This window comes from Cupriavidus oxalaticus (genome assembly GCF_038900635.1).
Classification (GTDB): domain Bacteria; phylum Pseudomonadota; class Gammaproteobacteria; order Burkholderiales; family Burkholderiaceae; genus Cupriavidus; species Cupriavidus oxalaticus_B.
Window position 1 is genome coordinate 58517 of the sequence record NZ_JAYMRX010000025.1, and the last position, 22559, is coordinate 81075.

The 22559-nt window shown below is 67.9% G+C and carries 18 protein-coding genes; 5 read left to right on the forward strand and 13 right to left on the reverse strand.

The genetic code is table 11. The features are described from left to right. Window position 1: 1 nt before the first annotated feature. Window positions 2-3847 carry a response regulator gene (locus tag VSR71_RS28820; protein WP_342917068.1) on the forward strand — a complete coding sequence of 1282 codons (3846 nt, stop codon included), beginning with the start codon at window positions 2-4 and terminating at the stop codon, window positions 3845-3847. 18 nt (window positions 3848-3865) lie between these two features. Here VSR71_RS28820 and VSR71_RS28825 read toward each other — a convergent pair whose 3' ends face one another. From VSR71_RS28825 to VSR71_RS28865, 9 genes are all read right to left on the reverse strand, one after another. After that, window positions 3866-4201 (reverse strand): hypothetical protein, encoded by a 336-nt coding sequence (locus tag VSR71_RS28825; protein WP_342917069.1) that lies wholly within the window; start codon window positions 4199-4201, stop codon window positions 3866-3868. 114 nt (window positions 4202-4315) lie between these two features. Next, window positions 4316-4501: a hypothetical protein gene (locus tag VSR71_RS28830; protein ID WP_342917070.1), complete on the reverse strand. Its 186-nt coding sequence runs from the start codon at window positions 4499-4501 to the stop codon at window positions 4316-4318. Window positions 4502-4596: 95 nt separating this feature from the next. Further along, a complete protein-coding gene (locus VSR71_RS28835; RefSeq protein WP_342917071.1) occupies window positions 4597-4896 on the reverse strand; it encodes a hypothetical protein in 300 nt (99 codons plus the stop codon). Window positions 4897-5160: 264 nt separating this feature from the next. Next, window positions 5161-5490, reverse strand: coding sequence for a hypothetical protein (locus VSR71_RS28840; RefSeq protein ID WP_342917072.1), 330 nt, complete (start codon window positions 5488-5490; stop codon window positions 5161-5163). 177 nt (window positions 5491-5667) lie between these two features. Beyond that, window positions 5668-7563, reverse strand: a complete 1896-nt coding sequence (locus tag VSR71_RS28845) for a potassium transporter Kup (protein WP_342917073.1) — start codon at window positions 7561-7563, stop codon at window positions 5668-5670. A gap of 827 nt (window positions 7564-8390) precedes the next feature. Continuing rightward, window positions 8391-9875: an efflux transporter outer membrane subunit gene (locus VSR71_RS28850; RefSeq protein WP_342917074.1), complete on the reverse strand. Its 1485-nt coding sequence runs from the start codon at window positions 9873-9875 to the stop codon at window positions 8391-8393. Continuing rightward, on the reverse strand, window positions 9872-10762 hold the full coding sequence (locus tag VSR71_RS28855) for an HlyD family secretion protein (RefSeq protein ID WP_342917075.1): 891 nt from the start codon (window positions 10760-10762) through the stop codon (window positions 9872-9874). The genes VSR71_RS28850 and VSR71_RS28855 overlap by 4 nt, the downstream gene beginning before the upstream one ends. Beyond that, window positions 10759-10977: a DUF1656 domain-containing protein gene (locus tag VSR71_RS28860; protein WP_209761630.1), complete on the reverse strand. Its 219-nt coding sequence runs from the start codon at window positions 10975-10977 to the stop codon at window positions 10759-10761. The genes VSR71_RS28855 and VSR71_RS28860 overlap by 4 nt, the downstream gene beginning before the upstream one ends. Window positions 10978-11165: 188 nt before the next feature. Continuing rightward, complete coding sequence (locus tag VSR71_RS28865) at window positions 11166-13145, reverse strand: FUSC family protein (RefSeq protein WP_342917076.1); 1980 nt, start codon at window positions 13143-13145, stop codon at window positions 11166-11168. 201 nt (window positions 13146-13346) lie between these two features. Here VSR71_RS28865 and VSR71_RS28870 point away from each other — a divergent pair, with 201 nt between their 5' ends. Continuing rightward, the gene (locus VSR71_RS28870; RefSeq protein WP_342917077.1) at window positions 13347-14252 is read left to right on the forward strand and encodes a LysR family transcriptional regulator; all 906 of its coding nucleotides are present in this window, start codon (window positions 13347-13349) and stop codon (window positions 14250-14252) included. Window positions 14253-14284: 32 nt separating this feature from the next. Here VSR71_RS28870 and VSR71_RS28875 read toward each other — a convergent pair whose 3' ends face one another. The 3 genes from VSR71_RS28875 to VSR71_RS28885 all read right to left on the reverse strand — a co-directional run bounded on the left by VSR71_RS28875 (window position 14285) and on the right by VSR71_RS28885 (window position 18390). After that, window positions 14285-14833, reverse strand: a complete 549-nt coding sequence (locus VSR71_RS28875; RefSeq protein WP_342917078.1) for a hypothetical protein — start codon at window positions 14831-14833, stop codon at window positions 14285-14287. Window positions 14834-14975: 142 nt separating this feature from the next. Then, on the reverse strand, window positions 14976-17318 hold the full coding sequence (locus tag VSR71_RS28880) for a cytochrome P450/oxidoreductase (protein ID WP_342917079.1): 2343 nt from the start codon (window positions 17316-17318) through the stop codon (window positions 14976-14978). Between the two features lie 82 nt (window positions 17319-17400). Beyond that, window positions 17401-18390, reverse strand: a complete 990-nt coding sequence (locus tag VSR71_RS28885; RefSeq protein ID WP_342917080.1) for a tripartite tricarboxylate transporter substrate binding protein — start codon at window positions 18388-18390, stop codon at window positions 17401-17403. A gap of 157 nt (window positions 18391-18547) precedes the next feature. Here VSR71_RS28885 and VSR71_RS28890 point away from each other — a divergent pair, with 157 nt between their 5' ends. Next, window positions 18548-19399, forward strand: a complete 852-nt coding sequence (locus tag VSR71_RS28890; RefSeq protein ID WP_342917081.1) for an IclR family transcriptional regulator — start codon at window positions 18548-18550, stop codon at window positions 19397-19399. 9 nt (window positions 19400-19408) lie between these two features. Here VSR71_RS28890 and VSR71_RS28895 read toward each other — a convergent pair whose 3' ends face one another. After that, window positions 19409-20365 (reverse strand): LysR family transcriptional regulator, encoded by a 957-nt coding sequence (locus VSR71_RS28895; protein WP_342917082.1) that lies wholly within the window; start codon window positions 20363-20365, stop codon window positions 19409-19411. A gap of 127 nt (window positions 20366-20492) precedes the next feature. Here VSR71_RS28895 and VSR71_RS28900 point away from each other — a divergent pair, with 127 nt between their 5' ends. Beyond that, entirely contained in the window at window positions 20493-21248 is a 756-nt protein-coding gene (locus VSR71_RS28900; RefSeq protein WP_342917083.1) for an SDR family oxidoreductase, read from the forward strand. 96 nt (window positions 21249-21344) lie between these two features. Further along, on the forward strand, window positions 21345-22529 hold the full coding sequence (ampC, locus tag VSR71_RS28905) for a class C beta-lactamase (RefSeq protein WP_342917084.1): 1185 nt from the start codon (window positions 21345-21347) through the stop codon (window positions 22527-22529). Window positions 22530-22559 lie beyond the last annotated feature (30 nt).

The following is a 22559-nucleotide window of genomic DNA, read 5'->3' on the forward strand; positions in this document are numbered from 1 at the left end:
CATGTCGTCGCTGCGCATGGCACTGCGCCGCCGCGCTGGCGCGCGGCCGTTCGGCCCGCTGCTCGCCTATGCCGCGCTGCTGGCGGTGGCGGTTTGGCTGCTCGCACTCGGCGCGGCCTCGGTGGTGCGCGAGAACGAGCAGGCCATCGTGGGCGCGCGCCTGGGCGCCACCGTCAACACCACGGCGCGGCTGCTTGAGGTCTGGGCCGGCGAGCAGCGCCGCCGCGCCGTGTCGATCGCGGCGCTGGACGACACCGTGCGTCTGGCGCTGCCGCTGCTCGCCAGCCACGGCGATGCCACGCCGGCGCAGTCGGCGGAATTCGCCCGATGGATCGCGCCGTTGCTGCGTTCGCACGGCTATATCGGCTTTGCGCTGGTGACCGCGGACGATCGCATCGTGGCCTCCGGGCTGGCCGACCGCAACGGCCAGCTGCTGTTGCCCGAGTCTGCCCGCACCGCGCAGCGTGCGCGCCACGACGGGGCCGCGGTGTCCGCGCCGTATCCCGGCCCGCAGCTGATGCCCGATGGCACCGGTCGCGCCGCCGTCCCGACGTTCCAGGTGGTATGCGCGCGGCTGTGGGAGGCAGCCGACCCGGATGCCGGGCGGGTGGCCGGCACCCTGTGCCTGCGCATTGACCCACACGCGGTCATGCTGCAGATCGTCACGGCGGCGCGCTATGGCCGCAGCGGCGACCTGTACATGATCGACGGCCAGGGCCGCCTGGTGTCGCCCGCGCGCTTCGATGAAGAACTCGCCGCGCAGGGGCTGCTGGCGCCCGGCATGGCGTCGATGTTCCATACCGTGGCGCGTGTTCCCGTGGCCGACGGCAATGGCACCTACCGCCTGCCGCCGGGCGCGCCACTGACCCGGCTGGCGCAGCAGGTGCTGTCGCACCAGACGCTGCAGCTTGGCTTCGGCTACCGCGACTACCGCGGCCGGCGCGTGGCCGGCGCCGGGCTGTGGGTGCCGGCGCTGGCGAGCGGGCTGATTCTCGAGCAGGACATGGAGGAGGCTTTCCACTCGTACCTGTCGACGCGCTCGGTGGTCATCGGCATGGCGCTGGCGATCCTGCTGCTGATCGGCCTGGCCGCGTGGGCGCTGCGCCGTGGCCAGCTGCGCCTGGCGCACAGCGAGGAGAGGCTGCGCGCGATGCTCGACCATTCGCCCGCGATCATGCACCTGAAGGATCGCAACCACGCCTTCCTGGCGCTGAACCCGGCCACGCAGGCGTTGATCGGACAGACCGAGAGCGTGGCGCTGGGCCGCACCGACCGCGAATTGCCGGTGATGCCCGACGGCACGCAGGAGCGCTGGGATATCGAAGAGCGCGTGATGGCCACCGGGCTGGCCGAGGAACACATCTACACGATGCAGTCCGCGGAGGGCACGCGCGAACTGCAGGTGATGCGCTTTCCGGTGTGCAATCCGGCCACCAGCGAAGTGGTCGGCGTGGGTTCGGTCGGCATCGACATCACCAGCCAGGTGCGCGCGCATCGCGAGCTGAAGGAGCTGTCGCAGACGCTGGAGCACAAGGTGTCCGAGCGCACCCGCGAACTCGCCATCGCCAACGCCGAACTGGCCGAGGCCAAGCACGCCGCGGAATCGGCGGCGCAGGCCAAGGCCAGCTTCCTCGCCAACATGAGCCATGAGATCCGCACGCCGATGAACGCGGTGATCGGCATGGCCCACCTGGCCCTGGACACGCGGCTCGATCCCAAGCAGCGCGACTATGTCGAGAAGATCGAGCGTTCGGGCCAGCACCTGCTTGGCATCCTCAATGACATCCTCGACCTGTCCAAGATCGAGGCCGGCAAGCTCGAAGTGGAAGAGATCGACTTCTCGCTGGAGCGCGTGCTGCGCACCGTGGGCGATCTCGTGTCCGAGCGGGCCGCGGCCAAGCGGCTGGAGCTGATCGTCGAGGTCGCGCCCGACGTGCCTGACGCGCTGCGCGGCGATCCGCTGCGCATCCGCCAGGTGCTGATCAACTTCACCACCAACGCGGTCAAGTTCACCGAGCGCGGCGAGATTGTGGTGCGCGTGATGCGCGTGGCGCCCTGCAGCGGCAACGACGAGCTGCCGCGGGTACGGCTTCATTTCGCCGTGCGCGACACCGGCATCGGCATCGCGCCCGATGCGATCGGGCGGCTGTTCCAGAACTTCGAGCAGGCCGACAGCTCGACCACGCGCCGTTATGGCGGCAGCGGCCTGGGCCTGGCGATCAGCCAGCGGCTGGTGCAACTGATGGGGGGCACGCTGGGCGCGGACAGCACGCCGGGAGAGGGCAGCACATTCTGGTTCGAGCTGTCGCTGCTGCCGGGCAGCCAGCGCGCCCCGGCGCTGCTGGTGCGGCCGGAACTGGCCGGACGCCGCCTGCTGGTGGTCGACGACCACGGCTACGCGCGCCAGGTCATCGCCGCGATGCTGCGCCGCTTCGGCTTCCGCGCCGACCAGGCCGCCTCGGGCGAAGCGGCGCTGGCGGCGGTCCAGGCCGCAGATGCCGAGGGCGATCCTTACCACGCCGCCTTTATCGACTGGCGCATGCCCGGCCTGGACGGCATCGAGACCGCGCGCCGGCTGGCCGGGCTGGCGCTGCGCTGGCCGCGCCCGCGGCCGCTGATGGTGACCTCCAACGGCAGCGAAGCGGTGATGCGCGCCGGCGAGCAGGGCGGCTTCGAAGCGCTGCTGCTCAAGCCGGTCAGCCCGTCGGTGCTGTTCGATGCCACGCTGCGGGTATTGGCCGCCGAACCCGGCACGCCGCCGCCGGCCGAGCCGGTGCGCGCGGCGCCCGGCCCGGGCTGGTCGCTGCCGCAGCGGCGCGTGCTGCTGGTCGAAGACAACGAAATCAATCGCGAGGTCGCGGTACACCTGCTGCAGCAGGCCGGCATCACGCCAGACACCGCCGACAACGGGCGGGCCGCGCTCGAGCGGCTGGCCACGCAGGCGTATGACCTGGTGCTGATGGACATGCAGATGCCGGTGATGGACGGCGTCGAGGCCACGCGCCGCATCCGCGCCGATGCGCGGCTTGCCGCGCTGCCGGTGGTCGCCATGACCGCCAACGCCCTGCCCGAGGACCGCGAACGCTGCCTGGCGGCCGGCATGGACGACCATATCGCCAAGCCGATCAGCCCGCCGGTGTTCTTTGCCACCGTGCACCGCTGGCTGACCCGTGGCGGCACGGTGCCAGCCGTGGCGCCACAGTGGCCGGCATGGCTTGGCGCGCTCGCCGCGACCGGCGTGCTCGATACCAAGGCTGCGCTCGCGCGCGCCGGCGGGCAGCCGGAGATTTACCGTGGCCTGCTGGCGCGGCTGCACGACCGATACGCCGATGCCGGCGCGCACATCGCAAAGCTCGCGCACGGCCGTGCCGGCGAGGCTGCGCGGCTTGCGCATGAGCTGGCCGGCGTGGCCGGCAACCTGGGCGCGATGGCGGTGTCGCGCGCCGCCGCGGCGCTGGAATCCACGCTGCGCAGCGGCGGCGGCCATGACGGCGATGACGGCGGCACCGCGCTTCAGGCGGCCACGCTGCAAGCGGCGATGTCGGATCTGCTGGCGGCACTGCGCCTGCACCTGCCCGATGCACCCGCGGCGCTGCCAGCATCGCCAGCGCCGGGCCGGCCGTCCGCCGGAACCGCTGCGCAGGCGCTGATCCGGCTGCGGCGGCAGTTGCGCGAAGGCGCCAGCGAAGCCGGATCGACCCTCGCCGCGCAGCGCGCCGAACTGGCGCCGGCGGTGCCCGCCGGCAGGCTGGCCGAACTGGAAGCCGCGATCGAGGCGTACGACTACGCCACGGCGCTGGCGATCCTTGACGGCGTGCTGCCCGTCATGGCGCCCGGCCAGGACTAATACCTGGCCCCCGGCGTGTCAGCGGCCGGCCGGCAGCACCATCGTCACCAGCACCGACGCATCGGTGTCGGCGGTCAGGTCATAGCGCACGCATGGGCCGACGTAGAGCAGGTCGCCCTGGCAGAGTCCGCGTTCGGCGCCGTCCACGCGCAGGCGGACTTCGCCTTCCAGGCACTGCACCGTCATCGGGCCGTCGACCGAATGGGGCGGCACATGCTTGCCCGCCTTCAGCACCAGCCGCATCACTTCCAGCGGGCCTTCCTTGAACAGGGCTTGGGTGACAGTCTGGTCCAGTCGCGTGCCCAGGGGCAGCACGCTGGCGATCTGTCCGGAAGCTAGGTGAGGGAGGGACATGCGCGGCTCCTCGCTGAAGTGGGGTCGTTTGGTTTGTGCCTTGTCAGGCGCTACTGGCATTTGCCGCCAGCAAGCCTTTCCAATCTAGCACCGGAGCGCGCGCCTCAGTAGCGTTCAGCGTGCAGTAGCCGGCGTTGCACGCACGGGCGCGGCGTCGGCGCTTTGTGCGCAGGGGGCCGCCTGGAGGGCGCGTGCCTGAGCGCGGGCGCGCTCGATCACGGACCAATCAGGGCCCGCACTGGCGGGCAGGGATGCGGCAATGGCGCCAAGCGCGAGCATGGCGAGCAGGATGGACTTCATGGGAATGTCGTGGAACGGAAACAGGGGCTGGCCGGAACAGGTCCTTCCGGCCAGCGGTGCCGCCACGGCGAACGCCGCGGCGGGCGGGGGGCTTTTCAGGCGGAGTGAGCCGGCGGTGCCGAGACGCCGGTGCGGTCCAAGCCCGCCAGGTCCATGCCGGCTGCCGGCTGGTTGGCGCCGTCGGTGAACGCATCGCGCTTGCCGTTGACGTGCGCGCCTTCGGTGAAGGGATCGCGCTTGCCGTTGTGCTGCAGGTTGAAGCCGTAGCGGTCGGCTTCGGTGCCATGGTCATTCATGCCTTGCGCGGCGGCGGGGCCGCAGGCGAGCACGCTGGCACCGAGGGCGGCGATGGAGAGCGTCGTGGCAAGGAGGGCTTTGAGATCGTTGTTATGCATGTCTGCTGTGTTTTGGGTGAGAGGACGGCACGGCCTTGCAGCTTCCTGAGGGCCGTGCGGGGTAAGCGGATCTGCCTGGCCGCAAGCCGTCCGGTTCGCCTGGTGGGCGGTGCCGGAGCGCGCAAGGCGCCGGGGCACGAGACGAAGTGTAGTCACGCCGATCCATTCCTGTGATGATTTAAAAGGACAAATATCAGTCGCTTTTTTCATCATTGCTTGCGATCCAGGCGTCGTGGCCTTCAGGAATAGGATCGACGGACGAAGTCAGCCATGCCGTAGATAACCCTTGTAGCTCAAGAAAATGCCGAGCGTACCGATTATCAGGGCCGCCAAGATGGTTGAGGTCCGGCTGCTATAAACGGTCGAGCCTACCGCGATAGCAACTTGCGGCAAAACAATGCGAATAATGCCGCCGATTAGCAAAAGCCAGCCCAACACTGTAATGATTACACGCCAGTCCATATGCCATTGGTTGTGCAAATTTACGATAGCGAGGCCAGCGAGCATCGACAGCAAGCCCGATAGATAGAACAGCACGCCAAAGTGCAGCGCCTCCGCGATCATGCTCTCATAGAAGCCAAGATTGACAAGCATGCCGACTGCGATTGAGACAAATGTCGGCCCTAGGAGTCTGGAGAGAAATGACGATCGATCCAAAATGTACCTCCGCCCGTGTACACCGATCTATACATCCCGAAAAATCTGGTAATCGCCGACAAGGTTGGCCCTGGATCATTTGCAAATGACCGCGGCCCCTCGTTCCTCAACAATTCATATTTGCACTTGCGTGCCGATCTCAATCACCCGATTGGGCGGTATATTGAAATATTCTGCGGGGCTGCCCGCGTTCTTGCTCATCGTCGCAAACAAATGTTCGCGCCACAGCGCCATCCCGCTGGGCTTGCTGGCTACGGGGATGATGGTCTCTCGACTCAGGAAGAACGACGTCTCCATCAACTCGAACCCTCCATCCAACGCCAATCCTGCGAGTGCCTTGGGAACGTCCGGACGATCCATAAAACCGAAGCGCAGCACGATTCGATAGCAGTCCTGCCTCAGTGGCTCGACGGTGGCATTTTCCATGGCCGATACCCATGGCACTTCCTTCATTTTCACCGTAAGGAACAAGACACGCTGATGCAGCACCTGATTGTGGTAGAGGTTGTGCATCAAGGCGTGCGGCACTACTTCTGGCGTTGCGGTGAGAAATACCGCCGTGCCATGAACCCGTGACGGCGGATCCTGGGACAACGACTGCAGGAACGGTTCAAGCGCCAAATCGGAACTGCGAAGCCGTTCAAAAAGCAAGGCCCGACCGCGGACCCAGGTCATCATCACAATGAACATGCCCGCGCCAAGCGCTAGCGGGAACCAGCCGCCTTCGGCGACTTTTAACAAACTGGAGGACAGGAACGCTGCGTCTACCAGGAGGAAAAAACCGGTTGCGAACAAACTGGGCAGCAGCTTGTAGCCCCAGCCGTAGTGGATGACGAAAAAGGTCAGGATAGTGGTGGTCAGCATGGTGCCGGTGACCGCGACCCCATATGCCGACGCCAGCTTCGACGAGGATCCGAAACCGAGGACTGCGGCAAGGACGGCCAGAAGGAGGATCGCATTAAGGCCTGGCAGATAGATCTGGCCAATGGCCTTTGCTGAGGTGTGCACCACATTCATGCGAGGAAGGTAGCCCAGTTGGATTCCCTGCTTGGTCAATGAATAGGCGCCGGAGATGGTGGCCTGGGAGGCGATGACGGTTGCCGCGGTTGCGAGTCCGACCATCAAATATAGCGCCCACGATGGGTATAGCAGAAAGAAGGGATTCTCAAGGGCTTTTTCATTGACAACCAGCAGCGCACCTTGCCCCAGATAATTAAGTGCCAAAGCGGGGAACACCAGGCCGAACCATGCAACCCGGATGGGTCCGCTGCCAAAATGTCCCATGTCGGCATACAGCGCTTCGGCTCCCGTGAACGCAAGCAGCACGGCACCCAGCACGACAAACGACGCAAAGCCATGCTGGGTCAGAAAGCCCAGCGCATGCAGCGGGTTGAGCGCTGCCAGAATGGTGGGATGCCTGATAATGCTGTATACGCCTGCTGCGGCCAGGGCGAAGAACCAGAGCACCATGATTGGTCCGAAGAACGCCCCGATCGTCGCCGTGCCGTGTCGCTGGATCAGGAATAGCGCGAGTAGTACCCCGACAGCAATTGGTAGAACGTAAGGCTTGAAGGCAGTTGTGCCAACCTCAAGACCTTCGACCGCGGACAGTACCGAGATCGCTGGAGTCAGCACTGCGTCGCCGTAGAATAGCGCCGCACCAATCAGGCCGGCGACAAGGATCGGTGTTATCGACCCGTTCTGCTTCTTGACGGAAGAGACAGCAAGCGCAAGCAGTGCCATGATGCCGCCTTCGCCCTTATTGCTCGCGCGCATGATCAATATTACGTATTTGAGCGAGACCACCACCATCAGGGCCCAGAAAATCGCCGAGATGCCGCCAATAATGTTCTCTGGCGTGAGTGGGATGCCATGCGCCGGACTGAAAGTCTCCTTGACCGCATAGAGCGGACTGGTGCCGATGTCGCCATACACGACACCCAATGCGGCAAGCGTCAACGCAGCACGCGATTGCTGTGTGTGTGCAGCACCAGATACTTCGTCATTCAATGCATGCGCGTCCACGGTTCTTTAGCTTGTCGTTATTGCATGCCATCCCAACAACCCCTGTGCCGGATGAATGCGTAGCATCATTTCAAGCTGCCGGTTACATGAGTGCAGTATAGGTATGTCAACCGGCTGTTGCAGACCCGCTCGGCCGCATAATGCGCCGCGCCGCTTCGTCAGTGCGAGGTACAGGCGGCCATGGAATATATTCGGGCAGCGATGTCTGAATCTCGGAAGCGTGGAACAGCTGGAACGCATCGCTTAAGCCTTCACCTCATCGCACAGTGGAGATAAGCCCCATTTGCTCGGCCTGACTAGTGATCCAGTCCCAGTCAACGCTCAACTCCCAATGGCAAGCGGGACAAGTGAGGGGCAGCGGTACCTTTCCCGAGATCATGTCCTGCAGGCTCTCTGAATGAACGTGCCCGCACACCGTACAGGTGAAGAACAGCGGAACAGGGGGTTTCATGCTCGCTTCAGCAATTGATCGTCCGTAGTCCGGCGCGGGGCTCAGCTTTACGCCTGGATGTTGCTTGTACACAGCTCCACCGCTACCGGCACTTGATATCAATGTATGGGCGCAGCTGTAAAAATTGTATAAAGACCTTGGCTCACGGCATAAACAACGCATAAATGCGGCTCCCTGGCATTGCTTGCTGCCGCGATGAAGCGCGGCAGTGATTGGCGGCGCTGGAGACCGCCAGATGCTCTTCACGTGCCAGAGCAGGGGAGAAAGCAGGGCCATGGCCTCTTCCGCCTCACAACGTGGAAATTGCCGGTTGCAACGCTAATTCCGGTCTTACGCGGCCGATCCGCGATGGAATTAGCCGTCAAGTCATTGATTTATCTGGAATCGCAGTCCGGCGAATTCCGGTTCCCCACACTGCCGACACCTTGCGGCCGGCTTGCCAGCCGCCGCCCAGCGCGAGGAAGAGGTCCACCTGGCGGTATGACACCTGCGCTTCGGCCGCGGCCAGCGCGGCCTCGGCATCGGCCATCGTCCGCTCGGCGTCGAGGCGGTCGAGGTAGGGGATGCGCCCGGCCTGCTGCAGCCGCACCTGCTGGCGCGCGGCTTCGCCGGCCTGCTCGCGCGCCGCATGCAGCGCCTCGCGCCGCTCCAGCGCGCGGGTATAGGCGGACAGCGCCGTTTCAGTTTCCTGCAGCGCGCGCAGCACCGCGCCGTCGAACCGTGCCAGCGCGGCGTCGGCGGCCGCCTCATGGCCGTGGATGCGGTGGCGCACGCCGTTGGTCGGCAGCGACCAGCTCAGCAAGGGGCCCAGGCTCCAGCGCGCCGTCGGGCCGCTGCCAAGGTCGCTGAGCACGCCGGTCAGGCCGGCGCTGGCGCCGATGCGGATCGACGGATACAGGTCCGCGGTGGCAACGCCGATGCGCGCGGTCGCCGCGGCCAGTTCCCGCTCGGCCTGGCGGATATCGGGGCGGCGCCGCAGCAGCGCGGCACCGTCGCCCACCGGCAGCGGCGCGTGCAATGCGGGCTCGGCATGGCAATCGACCTGGTCCTGCGCCAGTGCCGACGGCGGCTTGCCCAGCAGCAGCGCCAGGTGGTAATGCGCCGCGGCCTGCTCCGCCGCGAAGGCCGGCAAGGCGGCGCGCAACGCTTCCGCGCGGGCGCGTTCGCGTGCCACGTCCGGCGGCTGCGTGCGGCCGGCGGCGACCAGCCGGCGGGTTGCGTCCACCGTCCGCTCTTGCACCGCAAGCTGCCGCGTGGCCACAGCCAGTTCATGGGTGGCGGCGCATCCCTGCACGTAGGCGCGCACGGTCTGCGCGGCCACGCTGACGCGCACCATGTCAAGAGTGGCCTCGCTGGCCTCGGCCCCGGCGAGAGCGGCCTCGTCGGCACGCGCCAGCTTGCCGAAGAAATCGACCAGGTAAGACACGCCGAAGCCGAAATCGCCCAGGTTGAACACCGGCGGCTTGACGGTCTGCAGGAAGCTCTGGGCCGACAGCTGCGCGCGCGCAACGCTGGCGTCGACGCCGCCCTGTGGCAGGTTCTCGGACTCGACTTCATGCAGCAGCGCCACCGCACGCCGCAGGTTGGCCGAGGCGGCGCGAATGTCGGTGTTGGCCGCCAGCGCCTGCCGCACCAGCCAGTCGAGCCGCGCGTCGTCATAGAGGCGCCACCAGTCGTCGGGGACCGCGCCGATGTCGACGCCATGCGTGCTGCCACCTTGCAGCGCGCCGTTGGCCTGCGGCGCCTTGAACGCGGCGCGGTCGGGCACGCGGTAGTCCGGGCCCACCGTGGTGCAGGCGCACAGGCACACAGCCGCGCACGCCAGCCAGCGACGGGGCGCACTCATGATCGCGCGGCGGCCTGGCGCCGGGGTTCTCGCACCGACACCGTCGCGGTGCGGCCCGACACCAGCCTGACGTCGGCGGGCACGTCTTCCAGCACGATGCGCACCGGCACGCGCTGCGCCAGCCGGACCCAGTTGAAGGTCGGGTTGACGTTGGGCAGCAGGTTGGATCCGGCACTGCGGTCGCGGTCCTCGATGCCGGCGGCGATGCTTTGCACATGCCCGCGCAGGTGCCGCGGCTCGCCCATGATATGGACGTCCACCAGGCTGCCGATAGGGATGCGGTGCAGCTTGGTTTCCTCGAAATACCCTTCCACATGGAACGACGCCGCGTCAACCATCGACAGCACCGGGCGGCCGGTGGACACGTAGTCGCCCAGGCGCGGCAGGCGGTCATTGAGGTAGCCGGCCACCGGACTGCGCACGCTGGTGCGCTCCAGGTTCAGCCGCGCCAGCCGCACCGTGGCCTCGGCCTGCGCCAGCGCGGCTTCGCCTTGCTCCACGCGGGCGCGGCCCTGTTCGGCGACTTCGCCGGCCACCAGCCCGTCGAGCGCCCGGTTGCGCGCGGCTTCGCGCCGCGCCTGGCCCAGCGTCGCGCGCAGCGTGGCGGCGGTGGCCAGCGCCTGCTGCAGCGCCAGCGCGTAGCGGTCGCGGTCGATCTCGAACAGCACCTCGCCGCGCTGCACGTACTGGTTGTCGCGCACCAGCACGCGCGTGACCAGCCCGGAGACGTCGGGCGCGACCTGAACGATATCGGCGCGCACATGGCCGTCGCGCGTCCACGGCGCGGCGGTGTAGTAGTCCCACAGGTGGCGCAGCACCAGCACGGCGGCCAGCACGGCCAGCAGCGTCGGCAGCAAGGGAAGCAGGGGGCGGAGTCTTAATGTCATGACGGCAGTCCCGGCACCGCGGCGAAGACTGCCGCCACGGCGCCCAGGACGATCACATAGAGGGAAAGGTTGAACAGCGAGCGGTGCCAGATATGCCGGTAGCAGCCCAACGCGGCCAGCGTCATGCGGATCGCCGTGGTGACGGCAAAGGCCAGCACCATCAGCACCAGCACGCCTGGCACGAACACGCCATAGAGATCGATTTCACTGAGCATCGGGGGCAGTTAGTGTCATGAATCGCAAGTTCGTTGCATAAGTCTGCCGATAAGACGCACGATCCGTCGTCGCAAATGCTCGCAAGGATCCAGCCTTGCTGCGCTTCGCTCCTAGGCTCGCACGCCTTCTCGACAGACTTATTTCCGCAACGAACTTCCAACTCATGACACTAGAGCGGTGAGTGGGGTCAGTCCGCGCGCGCCGGCGGGCACTCGCCGCCGGGGTGCAGCGTTACCTGCAGCACCACCAGCGCGCCCAGCGCACCGCTGTCCTGGCGTGGCAGCGCGGCGATGGCATCGGCGACCCAGCGCGACAGCGCCGCCGGTGCCGTCACGGCATGGCCGCTGCGCAGCCGTGACCGGTAGTGCCGTGCGACTGCCGCCAGCACCCGGCGCACCGGCTTGCGTGCCGCAGGCGGCAGGTTCGGCAGCGCCTTGTGCAGCGCCAGCGCGCAATAGCCGGCCTGCAGCGCATGGAAGCCATCGGAAGAGAGCGGGTCGCCGGCGGCACCCAAACGTGGCACCAGCTGGCCGAGCCGGTCGAGCATGCGCGCGCCGAGCCGTGCGTCGCCATCCCCCGTGCGCAGCGTGGCCGCCTGCGCCAGGTCCTGCCAGCTCGCGCGCACCAGCCGGTGCGCCGCCGCGCGCGCGCCGAACGGGCGCACCGCCATCGACCACAGCGGCGCGAACAGCATCGCGGCGGCGCTGGCCAGGCAGGCATTGAAAGTGCCGAGGAAATCCGCGTCGAAGACTGTCTGCACATTGGCGAACGACGCGGTGTTGACCGACAGCAGCATTGCGATCAGCTGGAAGCCCGGCCGCGCCACCAGCAGGCCGACGCCGAGGTAGGGCAGCGCCAGCATCGCCGCCAGCGTCTCGAAAGTATGCGCGTGCGGGACCACCACGAACAGATAGCCCGAGGCCACCAGCAGGCACGCGAGGCTCCAGCGCAGGAAGGGACCGGCCATCCGGCGCGGTTCGTCGATGGCGGCAAAGAAGCAGCAGGCGATCGATGCCACCGCCACCGCGCCGGCGCCGTCTTCCCAGCCCGAGAAAATCCACAGCAGCCCGGCGCAGAACACCGCCAGCCCGCTGGACACGGCGCCGAACAGCAGCATGCCGTGGTCATGGTGGTGGCCGGTGCCGTCGGGTGCCGGCTGGCTGGTGGCGGATGGCGCCCCGGGGCCGTGTTCGGCGATGCCACGTTGCAGCGCCAGGCATTCCGCGTACAACGTGCACAGGCGTTGCAGATGGTCAGTGGCGGTGGCGGCGAGCCGCGCCGGCCAGTCTCCGTCCGCGCCGTACCGGCGCCAGTCGCGGTGCAGTGGCGGAGCCGGCTGCGCGGCACCGCTGTCCAGCCAGGCGGCGGTCGAATCCAGTGCCTGGCGCAGCGGCGCCGGCATGCCGCCGGGCAGGCCGCGCAGCGCCTGCAGCACGCTTTCCAGCGACGACAGCAGCGGCATCAGCATGGTCATGCGCTGGCGCAGCGCGCGCGCATGGCGCAGCGTGCGGCTGCCTTCGGTGTCATAGGCGAGCTGCGTGATCAGCTGGTCCAGCGCCAGGATGTCGCTGGCAAGCCGATGGCGGCCGTCTTCGGCGCCGGGGCTGCCGCGCAGGATCGCCGCGGCCCAGCCGCTGGCGTCGGCAAGCCAGCTCTGCGCACGCAGGCGCAGCGCGGGCGCCACCTTGGCGGGGAACACGATCGAGCCGACCAGCCCGGCGCAGAGGATGCCGATCACGATTTCCTCGATGCGTGCGACGGCAATATCGAAGATCTGCGCCGGCTGGCTGACCGCCGGCAGCGCCACGATCGGCAGTGTGTACGCCGCCAGCAGGAACACATAGCTGCGCGGCGAGCGCTGCAGCAGCGACAGGTACACCAGCACGGTGATCCACAGTGCGATCGCGCCCATCAGCACGATTGGCATGTTGACCAGCTGCGGTACTGTCGCGACCGCAGCAGTGGCGCCGAGCACCGTGCCGGCGACGCGGTAAGCCGCCTTGGAGCGGGTGGCGCCGGTCAGCGGATGCGAGACGAAATACACCGTGGCCATCGCCCAGTACGGGCGCGGCAGGCCGAGCGCCAGCGCGATATAGAGCGCCAGCATCGCGGCGGCGAATGCCTTCAGCGAGAACAGCCACTGTCGTGCATTCGGCCAGCTAGCCATGGAATGGGGTCTTGAAGACAAGGAGTTTGGGGGCGCGCAGCGCCGCCTGCCGCTCCACGCTTCATGGCGGCGCAGTCGTGCAGGGGCGATGTGTGGAAGCGAAGTGTAGTCAAACCTTTGGCATTCCATTCATGATTTAATATTTGCTTCGCCATTCATTTTGTTCATGGACCGTGCCATCCGCGGTCCAGCCTGCTCCACATGCCTATCGATATCCGCGCGCTGCGTTATTTCGTCGAGACCGCGCGCCTGCACAGCTTCACGCAGGCGGCGAGTTCGCTGTTCGTCACCCAGTCGACCATCAGCAAGATGGTGAAGCAGCTCGAGGACGAGGTCGGCCAGCCGCTGCTGATCCGCGAAGGCAAGAGCGTGCGCCTGACCGACGTGGGGCGCGTGGTCTACGAGCGCGGGCAGGAAGCGCTCGGCGTGGTCCACCGGCTGACGCTGGAGGTGGCCGACCTGTCATCGCTGGGCCGCGGACAGCTGACGGTTGGCATCCCGCCGATGGTCAACCTGTTTTTTTCGCCGGCAGTCAGCGCGTTCCGGCAGCGCTATCCCAACCTGCAGCTCACTCTGGACGAGCACGGCGGGCAGGTGGTCGAGCAACTGGTCGCCAGCGGGGATCTGGAGGTGGGTGCCACGGTGCTGCCCGGCGACAGCGGGCTCGCGCTGGAGACCCGGCAGTTCGGCCGGCACCCGATCTGGGCGGTCGGGCCGCGCAAGGCAAAGTGGGCGCGCGGGCGCACCGTCACGCTGGGTGCGCTGCGCGACGAGCCGCTGGTGATGCTGACCGACGACTTCTCGCTGACGCGCAAGCTCAACCAGGCCTTCCTGGAAGCGCGCATCGAGCCGCGCATCGTGGCGCGCAGCGGCCACTGGGATTTCCTGGCGTCGATGGCGGCGGCGGGACTGGGCACCACTTTCCTGCCGCAGCCGCTCGCCGAGCGCCTGCAGGGCCAGGGCACGCTCGCCATGGCGCGCCTGACCGAACCGGCGATGGACTGGACCATGGCGCATATCTGGTCGCCGGGACGCTACCTGTCGCACGCGGCGCGCGCGTGGCTGGCGGTCTGCGACGAAGTACTAGGGGAAGGGGAAAAGCGGTAGCGGCGCCCGTGCGCGCCCCGCCTGTTGCGCGCCTACTTGCGCAGGCACTGGTCCGGCGCGATATTCAGCCGCACCAGCGACTGCCGCCCCGCGGTGTAGTGGTACAGCAGGGTCACGCCTAGCTTGCCCAGCACCGGCACGTCCGGATTGCGGCAGATCCCGCGCTCCAGGATCGGCTTGGCCGATGCCATGTACTCGCGCGTGCCGTCGCGCGTGGCGTCCACGCCCGACACCTTGAGCTGGAACTCGACGATCTTGCCGGGCCGGGTCACGCAGCCGTCCAGGCGCGTGGTGTCGTCCAGGTCCAGCGGGCCGGCGCGCATCAGCTCCTGGCAGGCCATCCGCAATTCCCGGTCGGCATTGCCGGCCGTCAGCCGCGTGACGCCGGTCATGCCGGTCGGCTTGCCGCGCACGGTGCCGAGCAGCAGCGTGGCGAGGCCGGAGAGCTGCGGGCTCTCCACCGGCCGCGCCGCCAGCGCGGCGGTGGCGGTCAGGGATGCGACCAGCGTGGCGGCCACGGAAACAAGGACAGGCAGGTGGCGGTGGGGCGTCGCCGTCGAGGCGGCTGGCGTAAAGCGCATAAAGGGGCGGGGTGGTAACTGTAGCGCTGCTACTTTAGCCGCTGCCCCTTGTTACCGTTGTCAGGCTTTGTCCTACGCGCCGCCGGCCTGGCGTGGAGCGGCGGGCTGTCCGAGGCACTTTGTGCCGGCGCGGTGGCTGCCGTCACAGCTCCAGCACCAGCCGGCACCCGCCGGCCGCCCGCGAGCAGCACGCCATCATCCGGTCATTGGCGTCGCGCTCGCCGCGGGTCAGCACCACGTCGCGGTGATCGACCTGGCCGGCCAGCACTCGCACTTCACACGAGCCGCACAGGCCTTCCTCGCAATCGCTCTGCACATCGATATTGGCGCCGCGCAGCGCCGCGAGCAGGGTCTGGCCGGCGGGGACCTCCATGACCAGCCCGGAATCCTTCAGCTCGACGGTGAAGGGTTGCTCCTTCGATGCGTCCAGCGTGCCCAGCCGCGACACGAAATGCTCTACCCGCAGCGCGTCCTCCGGCCACGCGGCGCAGAGGTCGGCAAGGGCGTCGAGCAGCCGCTGCGGGCCGCAGGCGTAGACGTGGGTGCGCGGCTGCGGCGTGGCCAGCAATGTGGCGAAGTCGGCGCGGTGGCCTTCGTCGCCGGCGTAGACGTGCAGGCGCTTGCCATGCAGGGCCTGCAGCATGTCCAGCATTGCCATCGAGCTGCGCGAGCGGCCGCAGTAATGGATCTCGTAGTCGATGCCGAGCTGGCGCGCGCGGCGCGCCATCGCGCTGACCGGCGTGATGCCGATGCCGCCGGCGATGAAGATGGCGCGCCCGCAGCCCTCGTCGAAGCGGAAATGGTTGCGCGGGCCGCGGATGCGCAAGCGGTCGCCGGCCTTGACGCTGTCATGCACCCAGGCCGAGCCGCCGCGGCTGCCAGGCTCGCGCAGCACGGCGATTTCCAGTGCGCCGGCATCGTCGGGATCGCCGCACAGCGAATACTGGCGCGACAGCCCGGTATCGCCGCACTCCACGTCGATATGCGAACCCGGCGCCCAGCGCGGCAGCGGCTTGCCGTCCGGCGCCGCCAGCCGCAGCCGCACCACGCCGGCCGCGGCAGGGGCGACGCTCTCCACCACCACGGTGCGCGCGCTGGTGTGCGCCGACGGCTCGCCGATGCGCACGGGCTGGCGCTGCGCCAGCAGCGCCGGGTCGCGGCGCTCCGGGTTCCGTGCCGGGTCCCATTCGACCAGCAGGTGCTCGGGCCCACGGAACGAAGTGTTGGGCACGTAGGTGAAGGACTGTTGCGCCAGCCGCATATGCGGCAGCCGGCGCGTCAGCTCTTCCAGGAAGATCTGCATCTCCATGCGCGCCAGGTTCTTGCCCATGCACTGGTGCGAGCCGTAGCCGAAAGACAGCTGCTCGCTGGCGTTGTCGCGGCGGATGTCGAACAGGTCGGCATCGGCGAAGTGGCGCTCGTCATGGTTGGCCGACGAGGTCACGATCAGCAGCTTGCTGCCGGCGGCCAGGCGGATGCCGCCGACTTCCGTATCGCGCGTCACCAGCCGGCGCCACGCCGCCACCGAGCCGTTGTGGCGCAGGCATTCTTCCACCGCGTTGGGGATCAGCGAAGGATCCTCGCAGATCTCGCGCCATGTGTCGGGATGCTGCAGCAGCAGCTTGATCGCGTTGGCCGAGGCATTGGCGGTGGTCTCGTGCGCGGCGACGATGCCGGCCATCATCATCGAATGCAGGTAGGAGTCGGTGACGACCTCGGGCAATGCCTTCTGCTTGCGCAGGCCGTACTGCATCCAGCCCGGGCCCGACGGGTCCTCGCGCATCTTGTCGAGGATGCGCCCGGCAAGCTGCCAGAAGTTGCCGACCGCATGCGCGACCGCGACCTGTTCTTCCGGCCCGGGCCGTCCCCACGTGTTCACGGTATGGGCAATGGAGTACTGGCGCAGCAGGTCCATGTCCTCTTCCGGAACGCCCAGGAAAAGCAGCGCCACGGTCAGCGGCACCTCCCAAAGCATCTGGTCGACCAGGTCGGCGCGGCCGTCGTCGACAAAGCGGTCGACGTATTCGCGCGCCAGCCGCCGCACCATCGGCTCGTGATGCGCCAGTTCGGCGGGCGTGAACGGGTCCATCAGCGCGCGCCGGCGCGGCATGTGGGCGGGCTCGTCCTCGTTGACCAGCGTGCGGTTCATGGCATAGCCGTACGAGGCCAGCACCGCGTTGGCTTCGTCGCCGGTGGGCGTGATCTTCTCCAGCGCGATCGACGGGCTGAAGGTGATGTTGTCGCGGAAGATCGCCTTGATGTCGTCGTAGCGCGTGACCACCCAGTAGCCCAGCTTCGGGCTGTAGAACACCGGTTCCTGCTCGCGCGACCAGCGCACGTACTCGGGCGGATCCTGCTGGTAGCCGTCGCCGAACGGATCGAACTCAGCCGCCTTGTGGCTCACCGGGCAGCCATCGGGGGCGGTGAAGGCGGAATGGTCGACGGGACAGCCGCCGCGCGCGGTGTCGGGGGAGGGGGTGGCCATGCTGCGTGCTCCTGCAAAAAACATTGCCGTCCGGGCGGGCCGGACGGCCTCAAGGCGATACCAGGACTGAGGCGGGTGCCGCTCAGTTGTCCAGCGTGATCTTCAGGTCGCGGATCAGCTTGGTCCAGCGAGCCGACTCGAGGCGCAGCAGTTCGCTGAACTGCGCCGGCGTATTGCCAACCGGCTCCACGCCGAAGTCCACCAGCCGCTTGTTCACCGCCGGCTCGCGGATTGCCGCGACCACGTCCTTGTTCAGCGTGTTGATGACCTCGGGCGGCGTGGCGGCCGGCACCACCATGCCGACCAGCGCGGCCGCTTCCACGCGCGGATAGCCCAGTTCGGCGAAGGTCGGCACGTCGGGCAGCTGTGGCAGCCGGGTGGCGTTGGCCACGGCCAGCGGCCGCACCTTGCCGCCCTTGATAAAGCCGGCGCCGGCGGCGTAGTCGACCATCATCGCGGCGACCTGGCCGGCGGCAACGTCGGACAGCGCGGGCGCGGCGCCGCGGTACGGCGCGTGCGTCATCGGCAGGCCGCCGGCTTCCACCTTCAGCAGTTCCATCGCCAGGTGGTGCGGGCTGCCAGCGCCGGCTGAGCCGTAGTTGACGCCGCCCTGCGTGGACCTGGCCTGCGCGATGAATTCTTTGGCGCTCTTGACGGGGCTGTTCGCGCCGACCACCAGGATCATCGGGAAGCGGCCCAGCAGCGTGACCGGGGCCAGGTCCTTGCCCGGGTGATAGGAAAGCGTCTTGTACAGGACCGGGTTGAACACCAGCGTGCCGTTGTCGGCGGACAGCACGGTGTAGCCGTCTGCGGCCGAGCGTGCCGTCTCGGCCGCGCCGATCGCCGTGTTGCCGCCGGGCTTGTTGTCCACCACGACCGGCTGGCCGACCTTGGCCGACAGCCCTTGCCCAATGGTGCGCGCGAGGAAATCAGAGCCGCCGCCGGCGGCGTACGGCACGATCCAGCGGATTGGCTTGGCAGGGTAGGTGTCGGCCGCGTGCGCCGGCAGTGCGGACAGCATGGGCAGGACGAGCGCGCCGATGGCCAGGCGCGGCAACAGGGGGCGGGGCATGTGGTTGTCTCCGATGAATTTCTGTTTTGCGTAAATCTTATACGCATTGCGTAATGATTGAATGAGGGTTAACCTTGAAGCCAGTGGCCCCGCCGACGCTCTACCGTCTCCCTCTCAGCCGTGGCCTAATCTGCCTGCCTTTGCCAACACCATTGCCATGCCCGCATCCCGTTCCAGGTCCGCCGCCTCCGAAACGCCTGCCGACGCCGCCGCGCCCCGCACACGGGAGCGCCGCCAGCGGGTGCAGTCCGCTGTCACGGGCATGGCGGTGCTCAAAGGGCTGGCCCGGCTGGGCGGGCGCGCCAGCCTGACCGCGCTGGCCGCGCATATCGACGAAAGCCCGGCCAAGGTGCACCGCTACCTGGTCAGCCTGCTGGAAGAAGGCCTGGTCGCGCAGGAATCCGGTACGCAGCAGTACCACCTGGGCTACGAGGCACTGCAGATCGGCATGGCGGCGATGCGCCAGGCCGACCCGATCCGGCTTGCCGAGGCCTCGCTGGTGCGGCTGCGCGAGACGCTGGAAGTGACGTGCTTTGTCGCGGTGATGGGCAACAAGGGACCGACCATCATGCGTTTCGAAGAGCCGGGCTTGCCGGTCACGGTGAACGTGCGCGCAGGTTCGGTGATGCCGCTGCTCTGGTCGGCCACCGGACGCGTATTCCTGGGCCTGCTGGACGAAACCCGCGTGCAGGAGCAGGCGAAGGAAGAATTGGCGCAGGCCGGGGCGGCGCGGCTGGCCGCGCTCGATCGGGACGATCCGATCGGCGCGCTGCGCCGCGCCGTGCAGGCCGACGACTGCGCCTGGGTGCGCGACACCAACCTGACCGGCATCAGCGCCGTGGCCGCGCCGGTACGCGACTACACCGGCCGCGTGTGCGCGGTGCTGACGGCGCTGGGGGCCACCGGCGGCTTCGATCCGTCGATCGACGGGCCGGTCGGCACCGCCGTGCGGCACGAGGCCCGCGTGGTCAGCGCCGCGCTTGGCTTCAATCCGGAAGCGGCGGGCTGAGCCGGGGCGTCAGCGCCGGAGGCCAGCATTCGGGCCCTGGCCGTAACGGGCGGAAAAACGTTCGGCCAGCCCCTCCCGGTGAAAGACTTCCACCACGAAGTCGATGAACACCCGCGTCTTGGCGGGCAGCAGCGTGCGGGTCGGGTAGTACAGCGAGATCGCGCCCGCGTCGCCATACCAGCGCGGCAGCAACCGCACCAGCTCGCCGTGTTCCAGCCAGGGCGAGGCATCCGGGACCGATAGCAAGGCCACCCCCAGCCCCAGCAGCGCGGCCTCTCGCATGGCAGCGGGATCGTTGACCACGATGCGTTCCTGCAGTGCCGTTGCCACCTCGGTGCCTTCGGCATCCCGCATCGTCCAGTGTCTGGGGCGGCCGGTTCGGACGGAGCGCAGCACGATGCCATCCAGCGCGGCCAGCCCAGCCGGATGCTGGGGCAGGGGGCGCCCGTCCAGATATGCCGGGCTTGCCACGGCGACCATGTGTGCCGGCGCCAGCGTGCGCGAAACCACCCCGGGCGCCAGTTCGAAGCCGCCGCCGATCGCGGCATCGTAGCCCTCTGCAATCAAGTCGGCAGGCCGGTTCTCGAAGTGCCATTCGGGACGGATCGCGGGGTAGCGGGCCAGGAACGCAGGCAACAGCGGCAGTACATGGGTCATGCCGAAGGTCGGCGCCAGGCTCACCTTCAGCACCCCGGCCGGCTCGCCTTCGCCGGCGGACGTGCCGGCAATCGCCGCCTGCAGGGCATCGAGGTTGCCGCCGATGGCGGCCAGGAACCGTTCGCCCGCCTCGGTCAGCGTCAGCTTGCGCGTGGAACGCTGGAACAGGCGCACGCCCAGGTTGCGCTCCAGCATGGCCACATTGCGGCTCACCGCCGCGGGCGTCAGCGCCAGGCGCCGGGCCGCGGCGGAGAAGCTGCCGGCTTCGGCGCTGCGGACAAAGGACTCGAGGTTGGCCAAGGTTTCCATGCGATCCAGCTTACCTCAGCACTTACAGCATTGCTTGAAAATAATTCAAACCATTAACCACTAATCATTGGGTAATCGACCGCCCATACTCCGTTCACACCTTCCACTTCACGTAACGGAGCTAGACATGACTGCAACCCACACCCTCCCGCTGGCTGGCAAGATCGCCCTTGTCACGGGCGGTTCCCGCTCGATCGGCGCCGCCATCGCCCGCCGCCTGGCTGCCGATGGCGCCGCGGTCGCGCTGACCTACAGCGCCTCCCCGGACCAGGCCCAGGCGCTGGTGCGAGAGATCGAGTCCGGCGGTGGCCGGGCCCTGGCGCTGCAGGCCGATGCCGGGAATCCCGCCGCGGTGCGCGCCGCCGTGGCCGCCACGGTGGAGGCCTTTGGCGGGGTCGATATCCTGGTCAACAATGCCGGCCAGGCACTTGGCAGCGCCATCGAGGACATCGACTTCGAAACTTACGAGCGCATGATCGCGGTCAACGTGACCGGCGTATTCGTGGCCACGCAGGAGGCGGTTCGGCATATGAAGCCGGGCGGCCGCGTCATCCATATCGGCTCGTCCATGACGCGCTACGCCGCGTTCCCGACCGCGTCGCTGTACACGCTGACCAAAGGCGCCGTCGCCGGCTTCAGCCGCAGCCTGGTGCGCGACCTGGGCCCGAAGGGCATCACCGTCAATACCGTCCATCCCGGCCCGACCGATACCGACATGAACCCGGACGGCGGCCCGGTGAGCCAGATCGTGGGCCCGGGCATTGCCATTGGCCGCTATGGCCAGCCCGCGGAGATCGCTGGCGTGGTGGCCTTCCTGTCGGGGCCCGATGCATCGTTCGTGACCGGCGCCGAGATTGTTGCCGACGGCGGCTTTACCGCCTGAACGGCTGCCTGCCAGGCAGGGCGGGGCCATTGTGCAAGCCGCGCGGAGACGCGTATAGTCCCTCGCGGTTTGCCGACATTCCTATCACTGCCTGACATGAAGATCCTTGCCCCCACGCGCCTCGCGGCGCTTGCCGCCGCCGGCCTGCTGTGCACGCCAGCCACGTACGCCGCCGACAAGGTCGACCAGCGCCAGCTCGAACGCGCTGTCAACGAGGCGATCGCGCCGATGATGAAGGCGCACAACGTGCCGGGCATGTCCGTCGCGGTGACGGCCGGCGGCAAACAGTATTTCTTCAACTATGGCGTGACGGCGAAGCGGGGCGGCAAGCCTGTCACCGAGTCGACCCTGTTCGAGATCGGCTCGGTCAGCAAGACCTTCACCGCGACGCTGGCGGGCTATGCGCAGGCGCGCGGCGCCATGTCGCTGTCGGATCCCGCCGGTAAATTCCTGCCGGCGCTTGCCGGCAGCGCCTTGGGCACGACCAGCCTGCTCGACCTTGGCACCTATGCGGCCGGCGGCCTGCCGCTTCAGTTTCCGGAGACGGTCAACAGTCCGCAGGCGATGACCGGTTACTTCAAGGCCTGGCGGCCTGCGTACCCGGCCGGTACCCATCGGCGTTACTCGAACCCCAGCATCGGCCTGTTCGGCTACCTCGCCGCGCGCAGCCTGGGCGAGCCGTTCGACGACCTGATGGAGAAGACCCTGTTTCCGGCGCTCGGCCTGAAGCGCACCTATATCCGGGTGCCGAAGCCGTTGTTGGCGGACTACGCGTGGGGTTACACAAAGGACGACAAGCCGACCCGCGTATCGCCGGGGGTGCTGGATTCCGAGGCCTACGGCGTGAAGACGACGTCTGCCGACATGATCCGCTTCGTCGAGGCCAACATGTCGCCGGCGGGGCTTGACGACAGGATGCAGCGCGCCATCGCCACCACGCGCACCGGCTACTTCAGGGTCGGCGGCATGGTGCAGGGGCTGGGCTGGGAGATGTATGCCTATCCGACGCCGGTCAGCGCCATCCTGGCCGGCAGCTCGCCGCAGATGGTGTACGAGGCCAGCAAGGTCGACAGGCTCGAGCCGCCGCAGGCGCCAGGCGCCAATGTGCTGGTCAACAAGACCGGCTCGACCAACGGCTTTGGCGCCTACGTTGTCTTCGTGCCGGCCAGGCACATCGGGCTGGTGATGCTCGGCAACAAGAACATGCCGGTGCCGGCGCGGGTGGAAGCGGCGTATCACATTTTGACGGTGCTGGACGCCGAGCTGGCGGCAAAGCGCTAGGGCCGGCCAACCAGTCGCTGCCCGATAAAA

Coding starts and splice junctions, on each gene's coding strand:
- VSR71_RS28820 (WP_342917068.1), top strand. CDS start 2: ATGTCGTCGCTGCGCATGGCACTGCGCCGCCGCGCTGGCGCGCGGCCG.
- VSR71_RS28825 (WP_342917069.1), bottom strand. CDS start 4,201: ATGTCCCTCCCTCACCTAGCTTCCGGACAGATCGCCAGCGTGCTGCCC.
- VSR71_RS28830 (WP_342917070.1), bottom strand. CDS start 4,501: ATGAAGTCCATCCTGCTCGCCATGCTCGCGCTTGGCGCCATTGCCGCA.
- VSR71_RS28835 (WP_342917071.1), bottom strand. CDS start 4,896: ATGCATAACAACGATCTCAAAGCCCTCCTTGCCACGACGCTCTCCATC.
- VSR71_RS28840 (WP_342917072.1), bottom strand. CDS start 5,490: ATGCTTGTCAATCTTGGCTTCTATGAGAGCATGATCGCGGAGGCGCTG.
- VSR71_RS28850 (WP_342917074.1), bottom strand. CDS start 9,875: ATGAGTGCGCCCCGTCGCTGGCTGGCGTGCGCGGCTGTGTGCCTGTGC.
- VSR71_RS28855 (WP_342917075.1), bottom strand. CDS start 10,762: ATGACATTAAGACTCCGCCCCCTGCTTCCCTTGCTGCCGACGCTGCTG.
- VSR71_RS28860 (WP_209761630.1), bottom strand. CDS start 10,977: ATGCTCAGTGAAATCGATCTCTATGGCGTGTTCGTGCCAGGCGTGCTG.
- VSR71_RS28865 (WP_342917076.1), bottom strand. CDS start 13,145: ATGGCTAGCTGGCCGAATGCACGACAGTGGCTGTTCTCGCTGAAGGCA.
- VSR71_RS28870 (WP_342917077.1), top strand. CDS start 13,347: ATGCCTATCGATATCCGCGCGCTGCGTTATTTCGTCGAGACCGCGCGC.
- VSR71_RS28875 (WP_342917078.1), bottom strand. CDS start 14,833: ATGCGCTTTACGCCAGCCGCCTCGACGGCGACGCCCCACCGCCACCTG.
- VSR71_RS28880 (WP_342917079.1), bottom strand. CDS start 17,318: ATGGCCACCCCCTCCCCCGACACCGCGCGCGGCGGCTGTCCCGTCGAC.
- VSR71_RS28885 (WP_342917080.1), bottom strand. CDS start 18,390: ATGCCCCGCCCCCTGTTGCCGCGCCTGGCCATCGGCGCGCTCGTCCTG.
- VSR71_RS28890 (WP_342917081.1), top strand. CDS start 18,548: ATGCCCGCATCCCGTTCCAGGTCCGCCGCCTCCGAAACGCCTGCCGAC.
- VSR71_RS28895 (WP_342917082.1), bottom strand. CDS start 20,365: ATGGAAACCTTGGCCAACCTCGAGTCCTTTGTCCGCAGCGCCGAAGCC.
- VSR71_RS28900 (WP_342917083.1), top strand. CDS start 20,493: ATGACTGCAACCCACACCCTCCCGCTGGCTGGCAAGATCGCCCTTGTC.
- ampC (WP_342917084.1), top strand. CDS start 21,345: ATGAAGATCCTTGCCCCCACGCGCCTCGCGGCGCTTGCCGCCGCCGGC.